The organism is Methanobrevibacter olleyae, assembly GCF_900114585.1.
GTDB classification, from domain to species: Archaea; Methanobacteriota; Methanobacteria; order Methanobacteriales; family Methanobacteriaceae; genus Methanobrevibacter; species Methanobrevibacter olleyae.
Genome location: NZ_FOTL01000042.1, coordinates 1 through 14862, shown reverse-complemented (window position 1 = coordinate 14862; position 14862 = coordinate 1). Strand labels below are relative to the sequence as shown.

Below are 14862 nucleotides of genomic sequence, written 5' to 3'. Positions count from 1 at the left end.
TATTATTTTTAATTTTTGGTCTTTTATTGAGCCTTTTCTCAATAATTTCATTGGGATTTATTTTTTCATTTTTAAAATCAAAAAGTTTAAGTTGTATGAAGTTTATATTAGTATTGAGGACAAATTTGTTTTGTTTAGTCATAAAATATTATTTGTCCTCACTTATTTAAGTAATTTACTATTTTTAAATCCTTTATTTCAAAATTAAAGAAAAAAATAACCTATTTTTATTTAACGAAGAAAAAAATAAAAAAATAAAAAAAGCCTATAAAATTTTACAGTCTCATATTTTATAAATATTTTTAATATTTTATAAATATTTTTAATATTTTATAAATATTTTTAATAAATTCTTAACTTAATAGTTCTTTGTTTATTTCAAATAGTAATGAATGTCATTAATTTAAATGAAGAAATTTTGGCATTAAACACTTAGTTAATTTTTTAATTATTTTTAATCAATTGTTTATTAGATTAAAGAATAAAAATTAAAGTATTAAAAACTTATTATTAAGATTTTTTAGAAATACTTTTTAATAAGAATTTTTTTTATATATAAAGGCATCGAAACATTTATATATTATAGGGCCTTTATATTATCTTGTACTAAGTTTATTTTTAAGTGATTTTTTATGAAATTTTTAGGAAATATTTCACACCTTGCTAATTCTGGAAAGCTTATTGTTAAAACCACCAAGACTCCTCCAGCAGGAGCTTTTGTTTTTACTAATGATAAAGAAAAAATAGGTAAGGTTTATTCTATTTTTGGCCCTGTTAAAAAACCATATGTTTCTGTTAATATTTTTAGGTCAGTAAATAGAAGGGATCTTGAAAGTAGACATGGTGAAAAACTATTTGTTTCTACTAAAAATGAAATGGATAAAATCAATAAGAGAGATAAAAACAAGAGGAATTCTAGAAAAAATTCAAAATCTAACTCTAGAAAATTTAAAAGTAGAAAATCCACTTTTAAGAAAAGAAGAAATAAATAGTTCAATTTAAAAAAAACTTTATTCTCTATTGATTTTTAGAGAAAACTATCAAATTAATTTTAATAGGAGAGGAGAACACGAAAGAAGGATTATCTGATGAGGTTCTTGTAAATTCTCAAAGAACTTCTAGAAGAAGAAAAAAAGAGGGCTCTGATGGTGAAAAACAAACAGTATGTCCTCAATGCGGATCAACAGATTTAATTGGTGACTATGAAAGGGCAGAAGTAGTTTGTGCTAACTGCGGCTTAGTTATTGATGAAAACCTTGTAGATATGGGTCCGGAATGGAGAGCATTTGATCATGAGCAAAGAGACAAACGTACAAGAGTAGGTGCTCCTATCACTTACACTATTCACGATAAAGGTTTAAGTACTATGATTGACTGGAGGAATAAAGATATTTATGGTAGAGATATTCCTGCAAGAAACAGAGCTCAATGGTATCGTTTAAGAAAATGGCAAAGAAAGATCAGAATCTCTGGTGCTACTGAACGTAACTTGGCTTTTGCATTAAGTGAGTTAGACAGAGACTCTTCAAGATTAGGCCTTCCAAGAAGTGTAAGGGAAGCGGCGTCTGTTGTTTATAGAAGCGCTGTAGAAAATAAGCTTATTCGTGGAAGAAGTATTGAAGGTGTGGTAGCTGCTTCTTTATATGCAGCTTGTAGAAGATGTAAAGTGCCTCGTACTTTAGATGAGATTGCAGAAGTTTCAAGAGTAAGTAAAAAGGAAGTTGGAAGAACTTACAGATTTTTAACAAGAGAATTAAATATTAAATTACCTCCTACATCTCCAGTAGACTATGTTCCAAGGTTTGCAACTGAACTTGGTTTATCTGGTGAAGTACAATCTAGATCTATTGAAATCATTGAAAAAGCAATGGAAAAAGGTTTAACTTCTGGCAGAGGTCCAACTGGTGTAGCTGCTGCTGCATTATACATTGCATCTGTTTTATTAGGTGAGAGAAAAACTCAAAGAGACGTTGCAGATGTTGCAGGTGTAACTGAAGTAACTATCCGTAACAGATATAAAGAACTTACTGAACAATTAGAAATGGGTGTAACTCTTTAAAATCACCTATTTTTTATAAACTTTAAAAAGAGATTAATCGAATTTTTCTCAAATAGTTAGGAGCAATCACTCTTAATTATTTTTCTCTTTTTGCTTTTTTACTTTTTTTAATTATTTTTATTACCTATCACTTAATTGTTTGTTTTAGATTTTCATGTTTAGTTCGTTTATATAAAAACTATTATGGTTTTTAAACTTTTCTACTTTTAAAATATAAAAACTAATCATAAATAGTTAAAACTATCTAGAATATCTAAAATAGTGAAAATAATCATAAATAGTTAAAACTATCTAAAATACTTAAAATAGTAAAAATAATTATTTTTAAATTAAAAAACTAACTTAAAAACTAATAATCAAGTCTTGAATACTTTTCAATACTTAAATCTAAATCTTTTAAGATTTCAGTATTGTCCCATGCTTTAACTTTATTTAAGTTTTCTTGGTATGTTTCAAGGTTATTTAAGAACTTTTCAATCTTTTTAACATCTAAATTATCATGGTATTCTCCAAAGCCTAATTTTTCAACGTAAAATCCATTTAAAATCTGTTCAAAGTTTTTATGAGCAGGAGTACTATAAATAGGCTTTTTAAGATAAATTGCCTCTGAAATCATGGTAAAACCCCCATTTACTATAATAGCTTTAGCAGTTCTCATATCTTCATAAATTTGATCTTCATTAAATGCTCTATAAGTTAAGTTTTCATCAAGTTCATCTTTATTAAAACCATAAACAATAAATTTATAATCTAACTTTTTAAGTTCTTCCATAAGGTTTATGCTTGACTCGGCAGTTTGGTAAACTAAAACATGATTTCCTTCGCCAGGCTCTAATTTCATTATTTCTTCACGAAGAACCGGAGGGTAAAGAGCAGTCATTTTCGGATGCTTAAGTGGAGGGTAAAAGAAAGTTGTTATTATATGCCTTTTAGGTCTTAAAATATAAGACTTGGTTACTGCCTTTGCAGTTAGCATATCTGTCCTATGGTTGGGAGGGTAATCATATTCGCATTGAGTAATCATATGGATATTATCTAAACTAATTAAAGGAATGTTCATAAGTTTACTTAATATTCCTGCATAGTTTTCAAAGTCGGAAATAATTATATTTGGCTTTATTTTTCTGCATTCTTTATATAATACAGTGTACCCTTCTTTCAAGTTAGTGGGGTTTGCTTTTAATGCTTTAAAGAATGTTTTCTTAGTTCTAACAACATTGTTTTCATAAACAGTATTGAATCCCCCAATCTCAAAAACATTATCAAATTTTCTGGATAAAAATTTATAAGATCTATCGCTTGAGAAGATGTAAACATCATACTTTTTAGTTAAATGTTCTAAAATAACACTACTTCTAATTGCATGTCCCATTCCTTCTCCACAAACTGAATAGAATATTTTTTTCCTTTCACCTTCAAAACCCAGTGCTTCCTTTTTAATAATGCCGGTGTTTTCTTCGGTGTATTCTATTAATTCATTAGCTTTATGATTTTTATCTTTAAACTTATTTATTTTATCTTTTAAATTTATATTTCCAGATTTTTCAGCTATTTTTTCCATTTCCACACTATCAAGTGCCTCTATAGGGTCATGGCCAAATTCATAGCCTAAATCCTCTGCTGAAGTTCTTTTTCCTCTAAAATCATTTACTGTACTTTTTCCATATTGTTTAAGTAAGGTGTATAAACCTTCCTCTTCAAGCCTTCTTGTAGAAACTCCTATTTTAGCATTTCTCAATACTTTAAATTGGCTTATTTCAGCTACTCTTTCAATATAATCGGTATCTTCACCAAAACTCAAATTCTCGTCAAATCCCTGAACTTCATCATGCAGTTCTTTTTTTGTGATGATTCCATAACAACCTGCGCCATGAGGTTTAATATTCTCAACAGCTATCATAAACCAGTTAGCTAAATCATGAATGTATATGTCCCTTTTACTTTCAGATAAAGGAGTCATTTGAGTAATGGCTATTCCTAAATCTTCTGATTCGAATTCTTTAATCACATCATTTAGATAATTTTCTGTTAATTCTAAATCAGAGTCTAAAAATACTAATATTTCCCCTTGAGCTATTTTAGCCCCTCTGTTTCTTCCAAGTCCTGGAAGGCCTCCCTCTACAACAATACAACCATGTTCTTTAGCTATTTCTCTAGTATTATCATTGGACTGTGCATCTGCAACAATAATTTCATAATCGGTGAAATCTTGAGATTTAATACTTTCTAATAATTTAGGAAGGTATTCTTCTTCGTTAAATGTAGGTATGATAATACTAAGTTTCATTTTATCATCTCGTTAATTGTATATTTTAATAAATTATAATTTTTTAAAACTTATATTAGTTAATTATATTGTGCTTTATTGTTTTTATGTTTTGTTTATTTATTCTATTTACATTATTCTTTATTTAATATGATTTTTTTAGTTTTTATAAATATGAATAGATTTAGTTTTTATAAATATGAATAGATTTAGTTTTTATAAATATGAATAGATTTAGTTTTTATAAATATGAATAGACATTCCAGCTAAGAGAGTACCAATCACATTTCCCATCTAATGTGATGGCTAAATTATTTAATAGTTCCATTTCATTATATTCATTTGAAATATAAACTATTGTTTTATTTCCATCATCTGTGACATTTAATGTATTGTATTGATTTAATCCATCAAGGTCATGTCCGTTGTATACAGTTAACTCATAAAAGTCAGGGCTTGCACCATAAAATGCAATTGAGAATCTTAAAACAATTATAATTATTAATGCAATATGGGGTAAAGCAATCTTTAGGTATTTATCTAAATCTTTTTTGTTTTCTTTTATTTTACCGGATAATATCGATTTAATAAGCTTCCATTCTTCTTTTAATATGTTCATTAGGCTGTTTTTATTTTCTTTTTTTACCATATAATCTGAAATGCCATCAACTATCTTATTGTTGTAGATTAATATAAGCATTCCATAGATTCCTCCAATAGCTGGAGTTCCAAACAAACCCCCATCTATTAATCCAATTATTCCGATGGTGCTGGTAAAAGATAGAAACAATCTTGAAAGTACTTTACGTCTTTGCAGGGAAAGAATCATAGAAATGTAAGTTATAGGGATTAATATAAAGAGTAGGCTTATTATATTTGGGGTATATGCACTTAAAGAACTTCCAGTATGTATTCCTGATGGAATATTTGTTAAAACTGTCTTAAGAATCATTCCAAATATTCCTTTATATAAGTGGGAATGGAGGAAACTAGTGCTTGTTAAGCTTGGATTTAATATTACAAGTATTGTATTCCAACTTACCTTAAGCGTGCTTCTTAAATACAGTTCTACAACTAAAGCTGATATGGCAGCAAATAAAAATAAAAATAAAGATAATTTTAAATAAAAGTCCTTATTTTTTAGTATTTTTGGAATAGGTAATTTTTTAAAATAAGCATATATCCCTTCATTATCTCCAAGTGTTGATAGGATGATTGTTATTCCAAAGAGCACAAAAAACAGTATATCTTTTCCCTTTGATGATCCCATTAAAATCGGTTGGGTAAATGGTCTTATAAATTGATCCATACCATTTAAGAAGTATATTGAGCTTCCTAAAATGATTAACATTATTCCCAAAGGAATATATTTGTTTATTTTAAAATTCATAAGACTTTCCTCTTTTTTAATGAAAATTTCTTTTAATAAGGATATAATTTAGGATTCATTATTAATATTTTATTTATTGTTGAATAATTATTTATGTTTTATTTTAAATATAAGTTTTTAGAAAGTATTATTATAAAAATAAAATTTTAATAAAAATTTAAAATTTATCAAATAATTAAAAGTATAATTTAATTTTTAAATTTAATTAAATAATTAAAAGTATAACATAATTTTAGTTTTATCAAATACTTTAAATTATAATTTAATTTTTTCAATGAGGAGTATTATGTTTTCAATTAGCTTTTTTATAGGATTGGTTTTAATAGGAATCTTTGCTGGTTTTGCTTCAGGTTTACTTGGAGTAGGTGGAGGTTTCTTAATGGTTCCCTTACAATTCTTTTTATTTACATCGGTAGGTGTTGACCCTTCACTTGCTATGATGGTGTCTTTAGGGACTAGTTTAGCTATTATCATACCAACTGCTTCATCTGGAGCTTATCAGCATCAAAAAAAGAACAAATCCATTGTTAAACCAGGAATTAGATTGGCTATTTTTGGAATTCTTGGAGGCTTTTGTGGAGGTATTATTGCAAATATCTCTCCTTCAGGAATTTTACAAATTATCTTTGCAGGTCTTCTATTTATTGTAGCATTGGATATGTTATTTGGCTATAGGAATGATGGAGAAAAAGCTTTAATTGACTTTAATATTTTAAATGTAGCTATTGTAGGTTTCTTAATAGGAATTATATCTGGTTTACTTGGTGTAGGTGGAGGGATATTTTTGATTCCAACAATTTGTATACTATTTGGCTTTAGCTTAATAGATGCTATTGGAACATCTTCTGTATTCATTGCATTTACAGCAATCGGAGGACTTATTTCTTATATTTATACAGGTTTAGGAGTAAATCCAATCCCTTATTCAGTAGGTTATGTTAGTTTAATAAACTTTGTCCTTATTGTAATGTTTTCAGTTCCTATGGCAATGGTAGGTGCTAAATTAGCATATAAAATGCCTGAAAAAAGATTAAAACAAATTTTTGCCATAGTTTTAATTTATATGGCAATAAAGATGATTGGATTTGATCCAATTAGCATTCTATTGGGATTTTAGTTTATCATTTTCTTCAAGCACAACTCCAGTTCCTCTTATAACTACTTGTGCTACATTTTCCCCTTGTTTTTGTCCTAAAGCTTCAAAATTAGTATGTAAATTCAGTATGCCATTACAGTTATCTGCTCTTAATTGTTTAATTAATTTTAATAATGCCTTATCTTTTGCAAGCTTTATGCCTATAAGCAAATCTTCTTCTAAAGAGTTTTCAAGACCTGATCTTATTTCTTCTCTTTGTTTTGAATAGAATATATGCCTTGATTCATATATTCCTTTCTGCTCTTTTATTTTTAATCCGGTTATGGGATATTCAAGAGTTAATAAAAGAACCCCTAACTTATTCATCTCAAGTTCTCTGTCATAGAAGTTGTATCTATTATTGATCTGTTTCTCACTATAGATTCCTTTCAATTCTTCTTTTTTAAAAAGTTTTAGGTATGAATTATAGAAATAATAGGTTATTTTTCTGAAAACACCAGAGATATGGGATATAATTCCTAAAATCATTGCGATTAAGAAATAATTTGTTGCTGTAGGAATTGCTGCTTGAATGATTATCAATATACTTCCTGCTGTAATGACATTGAATCCTAAAGTTGGATTAGCTATAATAAAACCATAGATTACTGTAATTATAAAAAGAATAAATGCACTAACTGCACCTGTACTTTCTTTAAGATATGCTCTTGCAATTTGACTTTCAGCATATCCTGCAAAGAGGGGGGATAAAACTAATCCAAAATTCCATCCAAAAATATCAAAATGAGTGTATAAACAAACAACATAGGTTACTATGCCTACTATTGTTCCAAAAGCAATACATCCTATCTCTTTTAGGAATTTTATTCTTTTTTCTTTATTTTTCAGGTGATTTAAGATATTTGATCTATTTAACCTATCTTTGCTTTGCTTTAGCATTTATTCACTCATCAATATTTATTTTAAAAATAGCTTTTAATTTAATGATTTGATTCAATAGATGATTTAGAGGGAAATTTATTTGAAATTTATAGCAGTTCCATAAACAGTTACTAAAATAGTATTTCCCATGGTACCGCCAAGGTTATTATAGGATATTTTTAATCCTATGATTCCATTTGCACCGTATTCTTTTGCCTTGATTTCCATAGCTTTAATTGCTTCATTTCTTGCATTTTCAAGCTCTTTAGCATAAGCAGTAGTTCTTCCTTCCACAACATCTCTAACTCCAGAGAATAAATCTTTATATATATTTGATCCAATTAATGATTCACCATTAACTAGTCCATGATATTTTATTATGGTTTTGTTTTCTAAAGTACTTGTTGAGGACAATAACATTTTATCACTTAAAAATAGTTTAATTTAAATTCATTTTTTATAAAAATTAGTTTTAGCTAAATTGGCTTTAGCTAAATTGGTTTTATCTAAATTGGTTTTATTTAAATTAGTTTTATCTAAATTAGTTTTAGTTAAATTAGTTTTAGCTATTAAAATTAATTAATAGCTATTTTTTAATTTCCTTTATTGGTATTATTTATTTAAAGAACATGAAATATGCCCATACGAGAATAAAAATAACAATAACTGCAAATAACATTATTCTACTTTTTCTAATGTTTTTTTGTTTTTGTTCTAATACTTTTTCACAATCTGGGGAGCATACTCTTTCTTTCATTGGTATCGGATTACCGCATACTGGACAATGTTTGTGGGGTTCTACCATTTTTTCACCTTTTTTATTAATAATTAATAAGTTTTAAATATTTATTTTCTTAACAATTTATTTTATTTACTTAATCTTATATAAAAATTGACGTTAATTAGTAAATTCTATTTATTTTTATGAATTGATTTTTATTAGCAATTTTTTTTATTTTTTTTATTTATTGATTTTAATTAGCAATTTTTTTTAATTTTTTATGAATTGATTTTAAATTGAATAATATGAATTTTAAATTAAGAATTTATTTTATACATTGTATTTTATATATTGAAGAATTTTCTTGTTGTTTGGCTTAGTTTTTCACCTAGTTCTATTGCTTCACATTCTTTATACTTTGCTATTGTATTTAGGATATGTGGCAAGTATTCTGGTTTGTTTTTATTTGATTTAGGTTTTTTTTCAAAGTTTCTCGGAATTAAAAAAGGAGCATCAGTTTCTATCATCATCTTTTCAGGTGGGATTACTTTCACTGCTTCCTGTAATGATTGCCCTCTTCTCTCATCACAGATCCATCCAGTTACTCCAATAAAACAGCCCAATTCAAGATATTTTTCTGCTTCCTCTTTAGTTCCTGTAAAACAATGAATACAAGCCTTCTCACACATACTAGGATATTTTGATAATATTTTAACCATATCTTCATGTGCTTCTCTTTCATGTAGGAATAAAGGCATATTTAACTTATCTGATAGCTTTACTTGCTCTTCAAACCATTTTCTTTGAATATCTTGAGGGGAATAGTTTCTGTTATAGTCTAGTCCACATTCGCCAATAGCTACTACACAGTCTTCTTTTGCAAAGTCTCTAAGGGTATTTATACTATTTTCATCACATGTTTTAGCATCATGGGGATGAACTCCTGCAGTTGAGAATAAAATACCTTTAAATTGGTCTTGTTTAGCATAATTTAATGCAGTTTCACTTGATTTAATATTGGTTCCAGTAATTACAAACTGACTTACTCCAACTGCATTTGCATTTTTTATAATATCTTCTCTGTTTTTATCAAAGGATTTATGCATTAAATTTAATCCAATATCAATTAATCCAGTCATCATAATCACTTTAGGGTATTTATCTGAAAATAAGTAAAATAATTTAAAAAATCAAGAATTTAATAAAAAAATAAATTTAAAATAAAAAAAGATATCTTATTTATTCACAAATAAATGGATTTCTACTTTAAAAATAGGTATTGTTTATTCATAAATAAATGGATTTCTACTTTAAAAATAGGTATTGTTTATTCATAAATAAATGGATTTCTATTTTAAAAATAGGTATTGTTTATTCAGAGATAACACGAGTTCCTATTTTTTCACCTTTAATAGCTTTAACAAGGTTTTGTGGCTTGTTTCCATTAGCTATTACAGTTTCTAAATTAGAACGTTTAATCATTTGAATTGCAGTCATGTCAAAGAATTCATAGGTTCCTGCTTTTACATCATTTCCTTTAATGAACTCTATCATATCTGTAGCAGTAATTTCTTCAATTAATTCTGCATCATCATATTTTCTAGGGTCTTTAGTATACATTCCATCTACTGAGGTTAAATTAATTAAAAGGTCTGCTTGAACATATTCTGCTAAGATTGCAGATACTGCATCAGTACTATGTGCAGGTTCAGTTCCACCCATAACGATTATTTTTCCGCTTGCAGAGTATTCTAAAGCTTCTCCAAAGTTATGAGGTACCTTTTGATATGCAGTGTTTCCAAGTGCAAGTAGTAAAAGTTTTGCATTAAGTCTTGTAACTTCTATTCCAATATCATCACATTTTGCTTCTCCTGCACCAAGATTTCTTACAGCAGTGATATAATCTCTTGCAGGCTTTCCTCCACCTACAACAACAAATATTTCATGTTCTTCACTTAGCTCTTTTAAGATTTCAGCATATTCTTTAAATCTTTCTGCATTATAATCTTGTAATAATATTGATCCTCCAATAGCAGCTACAATTCTCATAAATTCACCTTTAATTAAATATTTTTTTATATTTATTTGTTAATTTTATCTTTTTAATTTAATTAATTAAGATTTCAATCTATAATATTTATCTTTTTAATAATATTTAAATTTACTATTAATTTTTTAAGTATTAGCTTTTAATTTTTTAAGTATTAGCTTTTAAATTTTTAAGTATTAGTTTTTTAAGATAAGGTTTTTTTTTTATTTTAGCATTATTTTTTTTTTAAAAAAAGACTTTGAAATACGATTGATGGTTAAATTAATATTCTAAGTAAAATAGCACAGATAACTGGAATGGTTAAATTATCAGTTCCTCTTGGGCTAATTGCTTCTACAATACTTACTACAATTCCAATTAATAAACTAATAATTAAGTTATGTGTAAATAAAAATAAAATTATTGTAGCTACTATTAAAACAGATGATGAACCTTCAATGGATCTATAAGTTTTATCTCCTTTTAGTGATTTGATTTTATATTTGTGATTGCCGAATTTAGCTCCTATTGGTTCAGCTATTGCATCTGCTAATGCTACAACAAAAGTGGATATTAGAATGATTTCTCTAGAAAAGAATGGCCAAGAGCAAATTAACCATATAACGCTACTAATTAAAGGTAAAATAATGTATAATCTTTCATTTGGACTGTCTGAATTTCTTTTAATTCCTCTAAACCAGCTGTAGTTCTTTCCTCCATAGCAAGTAATTAAAATAGCTAGAGGCCCTGCAAGAATTAAAGTTATTAATGCAGACTTTGGAGCAAAGAGTGTGAAAAATCCGAATGCTGAAAACCCTAGAAAATGGAATATTTTTCTTGTATAGGCATCAGCAAGTCCATAATCGTTTAAAATTCCAACTATTCCTAAAACAATTGGTGTACCAATAAGTGCAAGTATTATCCATAAGCATTCATTTAATGGTACTAAATTATAAATCGCTAAATTAAGGATATTCATGTATAAATACATCTCTAAAATGGTCATTATAAAACCAAATGCTCCTCCGGCGATAGCCTGAGCCATCGTATGTTTTTTAAGTGTGGTTCTACTCCAAATAAGGATTGGGTATAGTAGGCCAAATATAGCGCCAACCTGTCCAAGAAGCATGATTAAAGCTGCTACTGGTCCGCTTAGTCCAGTTGTATGGATACTAATCTTCCATCTTGTTGTAATAAGCATTACGATAAATGTATTTACTGTATAACATAGGATTAAAGCAGTTAAAAAATTAGAAAGCCCTAATATTAAGGAAATTAAAAAACCAATAGAATAAGAGAGAACTCCAACAATAAGTGGAATAAAACGATCTTCTTTGTTTGATATGTCATTGTCAGTATTCATTTTCTTTGCCCAATGTAGTATAATCGCCATTGGGAGAATTGATGCAAAAATGAGTGAAATTAATTCTGTTATTATAAATTGCCTCCAATTAAAGCTGAAACTACTTGTAAAAGGAGTTCCACTACTTGCAAGAATGATACAAATAATTAAAAATAATGGGATAGTAACTATTGGAGGATTTGTAAAAATAGATATTATATTGGCTATTTTAAGTTTCTTCTCATCAGTTTCATCATACCTATTTTCGCTATTAATATTCTTTAAGCTAATCAGATAATCTCCTCCCTTAATTTTATTTTAATTAAAATAGCCTGTTATTTGCCTTTTAATAATATTTTCTTTTTTATTAGTATTATTAGTTTTCTATTTGTTTTTAAGTATTCTTTATCTATTTTTTTTAAAATTTTGTCATTAATTTTATAAATAACTTATACCAATATATAATACATTATATAAATTTAAGATTATTTGCATGGTTTGAAATAAATTTATTTTTAAAAGTTTAGAATAATCTTAAATGGAATTATTTTATTTTAATTTTTTATACTAGTTAATTATTAAAAAATTTATTTATCCATTTATTAGGTGTTATAGATGAGTGAGGTTTCATCAAAAGAGTTATATGAATTTAAAAAGACTTTAAAGGAATTAGCTGAAAAAAAGGGTAAGGGGACTGAATTAGTCTCTATGTATGTTCCTCCAGACAAGCAATTAAGTGATATTATTAAACAGATGAGGGATGAATTAGGACAAAGTGCTAACATTAAAAGTAAATCTACCCGTAAAAATGTTCAATCAGCTATTGAAGTAATTATGCAAAGAATCCGTATGATTACTAACGACAATAAAGAATTACCAAATGGCTTTGTTTTATTTGTTGGTATGGTTCCAAAAGGTGGTCCTGGAAGTGAAAAAATGGAAACTGTAGTTATTGAACCACCTGAAGAAGTTCAAACTTATTGGTATATTTGTGACAGCACTTTCTTCCTTGAACCTTTGGAGGATATGATTGCATCTAAAGAAGTTTATGGGATTGCTGTTATTGATAGAAATGAAGCAACTATCGCTACTTTAAAAGGCAAAAGAATTAATATTGTTGCTAATCTAACTAGTGGTGTTCCAGGTAAACATAAGGCAGGGGGACAATCACAAAGAAGGTTCGATAGGGTTATCGATCAATTAGCTCATGAGTTCTTAAAGAGAATTGGCTCTCACATGGATGATGAATTTTTACCAATTAAAGATGAATTAAAAGGAATTGTTCTTGGCGGACCTGGCGGTACTAAAGAAGACTTCTATAATGGAGATTATATGCATTATGAGCTTAAAGATAAAGTTATTACAACTGTAGATACTTCTTATACTGGTGAATTTGGAATTAGGGAAACTATTGATAAGGCATCAAGTGCATTAGATGAATTAGGTGTTATTCAAGAGAAAAAATTAGTACAAAAATTCCTTGCAGAATTAAGGGATGATTATGGTTTATATTCCTATGGTGAGAAGGAGGTTAGGAATAATTTACAGATAGGTGCTGTAGATATTCTTTTACTTTCTGAAGACTTAAAGTCTAAAAGATTAACTTTAGATTGCCAAGCTTGTGGTTTCCATGCTGAAGCTACTCAAAAGGAAGGTCAAAAGGTAGAAGATTTAACTTGTCCTCAATGTAATGAAAAAATGAAAATCACTAATGAAGAGGATTTAGTTGAAAATTTAGCAAATATTGCAGAGGATTTAGGTTCTTCTGTTGAGATTATTTCTACTGAAACTGAGGAAGGAATGCAACTATACAGGGCATTTGGTGGAATCGGTGCCATTTTAAGGTACAATGTAAGATAATTCTGTGGTGTTTTTTATGAAAAATGAAAATTTCGGTTTAGTTTTAAGTGCTAAAAGTAGCAAAGATAAAAAAACTGCACGTATTATTGGAACAAATTACTTCACATTGATAGATCTAGACTTAAATGATGATGTTAGTGTAAAAGTTCAGGATAAAATCCCTCTTGGAAGGGATAGTGAATTTATTAGGCAAGAAAGGGCTCATTTAAGTTATGATGATTTAAATAAAAATGAAGAGTTTGAAGTTGAAAAAGCAATTCAAAGTATTGTCATTGCTAATGAACCTAAATATGTAAAATTCTTTAACCAGCAAAGTAAAGATGCAAGCAAATTGCATTTTTTAGATAGAATTAACTTGAAAAAAGGTTCTAGAGTTTTAGCTGAAAAAGAACTTAATGGCGATTTTGAAAGCTTTGAAGATATTGATAAAAGGATTAGCTTTATTAAAAGTTCTAAGGATTTAATTGTTAAAAGGGTTCTTTATGAGTTGATTGAACTTCCTAAAGTTAAAAAAGGCAGGCCTTCTTATCTATTTACTATTGTAAAAAGATCTAATAAAAAAGAGGTCTTAGATTACGATGAATTCATTGATGATGATAGCCGTTTCATTGAAATGATTAAAGAGAAAGGATTAATAGAAAAAGAAGGAAAACGCATTAGATAAGATTTTCATTATTTATCATTTATTATTTTTTTTATTTTATTATTTTATTGCCTTATTATTTTTTTATCTTTTTTTATTTTTATTATTTTATTATCTTATTATTTTTTTATTTTTATTATTTTATTACCTTATTATTTTTTTATCTTTTTTATTTTTATGAGGTTGTAAAATTTTATAGGCTTATTTTATTTTTATGTGATTTTTTGTCCAGTTTTTCATTTGGTAGTCTAAAAATGTTAGAATTCCATTTTTAGTTTTGTAAGTTTTCTTAATTTTTTCTGGATTTGTTTGTCTGTAGTAATTTTCTACTTTATTTGATGTTTTTTCAATATTTTCATCATCTAAGTATTCTATGTATCTTTTGAAGTGATTTAAGACATGTTTGTTTACAAATTGCATTAAAACTTCTGGAATCGAATCATTAATTTTCTATAATAATTTTTAAATTTTTCAATCGCTTTTTTTGAAGAATTTTGTTTAAAACAATTTTTTAATTCCTTTGCATTTTCGTATA

The 14862-nt window shown here is 27.3% G+C and carries 15 protein-coding genes and 2 pseudogenes; 6 read left to right on the top strand and 11 right to left on the bottom strand.

Annotated elements, in window-relative coordinates; all coding sequences use genetic code 11:
* Nucleotides 1-142, bottom strand: a pseudogene (locus BM020_RS10035) (ISNCY-like element ISM1 family transposase); the annotation flags it as partial.
* Between the two features lie 490 nt (nt 143-632).
* On the opposite strand from BM020_RS10035, the gene BM020_RS08980 reads away from it, so the two are divergent.
* Nucleotides 633-992 (top strand): Gar1/Naf1 family protein, encoded by a 360-nt coding sequence (locus BM020_RS08980; protein WP_067145724.1) that lies wholly within the window; start codon nt 633-635, stop codon nt 990-992.
* A 62-nt stretch (nt 993-1054) separates the two neighbouring features.
* Nucleotides 1055-2059 carry a transcription initiation factor IIB gene (locus tag BM020_RS08975; RefSeq protein ID WP_074798916.1) on the top strand — a complete coding sequence of 335 codons (1005 nt, stop codon included), beginning with the start codon at nt 1055-1057 and terminating at the stop codon, nt 2057-2059.
* Between the two features lie 349 nt (nt 2060-2408).
* Here the strand turns inward: BM020_RS08975 and BM020_RS08970 are convergent, their stop codons facing one another.
* Together BM020_RS08970 and BM020_RS08965 are read right to left on the bottom strand one after the other, a co-directional pair.
* Nucleotides 2409-4346 (bottom strand): MJ1255/VC2487 family glycosyltransferase, encoded by a 1938-nt coding sequence (locus BM020_RS08970; RefSeq protein WP_067145730.1) that lies wholly within the window; start codon nt 4344-4346, stop codon nt 2409-2411.
* 220 nt (nt 4347-4566) lie between these two features.
* Complete coding sequence (locus BM020_RS08965) at nt 4567-5715, bottom strand: hypothetical protein (RefSeq protein ID WP_074798914.1); 1149 nt, start codon at nt 5713-5715, stop codon at nt 4567-4569.
* Nucleotides 5716-6001: 286 nt separating this feature from the next.
* Here BM020_RS08965 and BM020_RS08960 point away from each other — a divergent pair, with 286 nt between their 5' ends.
* On the top strand, nt 6002-6832 hold the full coding sequence (locus BM020_RS08960) for a sulfite exporter TauE/SafE family protein (protein ID WP_234970546.1): 831 nt from the start codon (nt 6002-6004) through the stop codon (nt 6830-6832).
* On the opposite strand, the gene BM020_RS08955 is transcribed toward BM020_RS08960, so the two are convergent.
* From BM020_RS08955 to BM020_RS08925, 7 genes are all read right to left on the bottom strand, one after another.
* Nucleotides 6818-7750, bottom strand: coding sequence for an MFS transporter (locus BM020_RS08955; protein WP_074798913.1), 933 nt, complete (start codon nt 7748-7750; stop codon nt 6818-6820). The genes BM020_RS08960 and BM020_RS08955 overlap by 15 nt on opposite strands.
* A 78-nt stretch (nt 7751-7828) precedes the next feature.
* On the bottom strand, nt 7829-8152 hold the full coding sequence (locus tag BM020_RS08950) for a YbjQ family protein (protein WP_067145733.1): 324 nt from the start codon (nt 8150-8152) through the stop codon (nt 7829-7831).
* A 30-nt stretch (nt 8153-8182) separates the two neighbouring features.
* A complete protein-coding gene (locus BM020_RS10000) occupies nt 8183-8302 on the bottom strand; it encodes a pentapeptide repeat-containing protein (RefSeq protein WP_074798918.1) in 120 nt (39 codons plus the stop codon).
* A gap of 46 nt (nt 8303-8348) precedes the next feature.
* Nucleotides 8349-8537 carry a DUF2116 family Zn-ribbon domain-containing protein gene (locus BM020_RS08940; protein ID WP_067145734.1) on the bottom strand — a complete coding sequence of 63 codons (189 nt, stop codon included), beginning with the start codon at nt 8535-8537 and terminating at the stop codon, nt 8349-8351.
* Nucleotides 8538-8797: 260 nt separating this feature from the next.
* A complete protein-coding gene (locus BM020_RS08935; RefSeq protein ID WP_074798912.1) occupies nt 8798-9592 on the bottom strand; it encodes a TatD family hydrolase in 795 nt (264 codons plus the stop codon).
* A 232-nt stretch (nt 9593-9824) separates the two neighbouring features.
* On the bottom strand, nt 9825-10502 hold the full coding sequence (pyrH, locus tag BM020_RS08930; RefSeq protein ID WP_067145738.1) for a UMP kinase: 678 nt from the start codon (nt 10500-10502) through the stop codon (nt 9825-9827).
* Between the two features lie 257 nt (nt 10503-10759).
* The gene (locus BM020_RS08925; protein WP_074798911.1) at nt 10760-11845 is read right to left on the bottom strand and encodes a diacylglycerol/polyprenol kinase family protein; all 1086 of its coding nucleotides are present in this window, start codon (nt 11843-11845) and stop codon (nt 10760-10762) included.
* Between the two features lie 49 nt (nt 11846-11894).
* Here BM020_RS08925 and BM020_RS09505 point away from each other — a divergent pair, with 49 nt between their 5' ends.
* The 3 genes from BM020_RS09505 to BM020_RS08915 all read left to right on the top strand — a co-directional run bounded on the left by BM020_RS09505 (nt 11895) and on the right by BM020_RS08915 (nt 14348).
* Complete coding sequence (locus BM020_RS09505; RefSeq protein WP_067145741.1) at nt 11895-12122, top strand: hypothetical protein; 228 nt, start codon at nt 11895-11897, stop codon at nt 12120-12122.
* A 317-nt stretch (nt 12123-12439) separates the two neighbouring features.
* Nucleotides 12440-13684: a peptide chain release factor aRF-1 gene (gene prf1, locus BM020_RS08920; protein ID WP_074798910.1), complete on the top strand. Its 1245-nt coding sequence runs from the start codon at nt 12440-12442 to the stop codon at nt 13682-13684.
* Between the two features lie 16 nt (nt 13685-13700).
* Nucleotides 13701-14348, top strand: coding sequence for a DUF655 domain-containing protein (locus BM020_RS08915; protein WP_074798909.1), 648 nt, complete (start codon nt 13701-13703; stop codon nt 14346-14348).
* A 180-nt stretch (nt 14349-14528) separates the two neighbouring features.
* Here BM020_RS08915 and BM020_RS08905 read toward each other — a convergent pair.
* Nucleotides 14529-14862: pseudogene (locus BM020_RS08905) on the bottom strand (ISNCY-like element ISM1 family transposase); the annotation flags it as partial.

Bases quoted from the DNA above. Each gene is read 5' to 3' on its own strand.
- BM020_RS08925 (WP_074798911.1), bottom strand. From the start codon at position 11,845: ATGAATACTGACAATGACATATCAAACAAAGAAGATCGTTTTATTCCA.
- prf1 (WP_074798910.1), top strand. From the start codon at position 12,440: ATGAGTGAGGTTTCATCAAAAGAGTTATATGAATTTAAAAAGACTTTA.
- BM020_RS08965 (WP_074798914.1), bottom strand. From the start codon at position 5,715: ATGAATTTTAAAATAAACAAATATATTCCTTTGGGAATAATGTTAATC.
- BM020_RS08940 (WP_067145734.1), bottom strand. From the start codon at position 8,537: ATGGTAGAACCCCACAAACATTGTCCAGTATGCGGTAATCCGATACCA.
- BM020_RS09505 (WP_067145741.1), top strand. From the start codon at position 11,895: ATGAGTGAAATTAATTCTGTTATTATAAATTGCCTCCAATTAAAGCTG.
- BM020_RS08950 (WP_067145733.1), bottom strand. From the start codon at position 8,152: ATGTTATTGTCCTCAACAAGTACTTTAGAAAACAAAACCATAATAAAA.
- pyrH (WP_067145738.1), bottom strand. From the start codon at position 10,502: ATGAGAATTGTAGCTGCTATTGGAGGATCAATATTATTACAAGATTAT.
- BM020_RS08970 (WP_067145730.1), bottom strand. From the start codon at position 4,346: ATGAAACTTAGTATTATCATACCTACATTTAACGAAGAAGAATACCTT.
- BM020_RS08915 (WP_074798909.1), top strand. From the start codon at position 13,701: ATGAAAAATGAAAATTTCGGTTTAGTTTTAAGTGCTAAAAGTAGCAAA.
- BM020_RS08935 (WP_074798912.1), bottom strand. From the start codon at position 9,592: ATGACTGGATTAATTGATATTGGATTAAATTTAATGCATAAATCCTTT.
- BM020_RS08955 (WP_074798913.1), bottom strand. From the start codon at position 7,750: ATGCTAAAGCAAAGCAAAGATAGGTTAAATAGATCAAATATCTTAAAT.
- BM020_RS08960 (WP_234970546.1), top strand. From the start codon at position 6,002: ATGTTTTCAATTAGCTTTTTTATAGGATTGGTTTTAATAGGAATCTTT.
- BM020_RS08980 (WP_067145724.1), top strand. From the start codon at position 633: ATGAAATTTTTAGGAAATATTTCACACCTTGCTAATTCTGGAAAGCTT.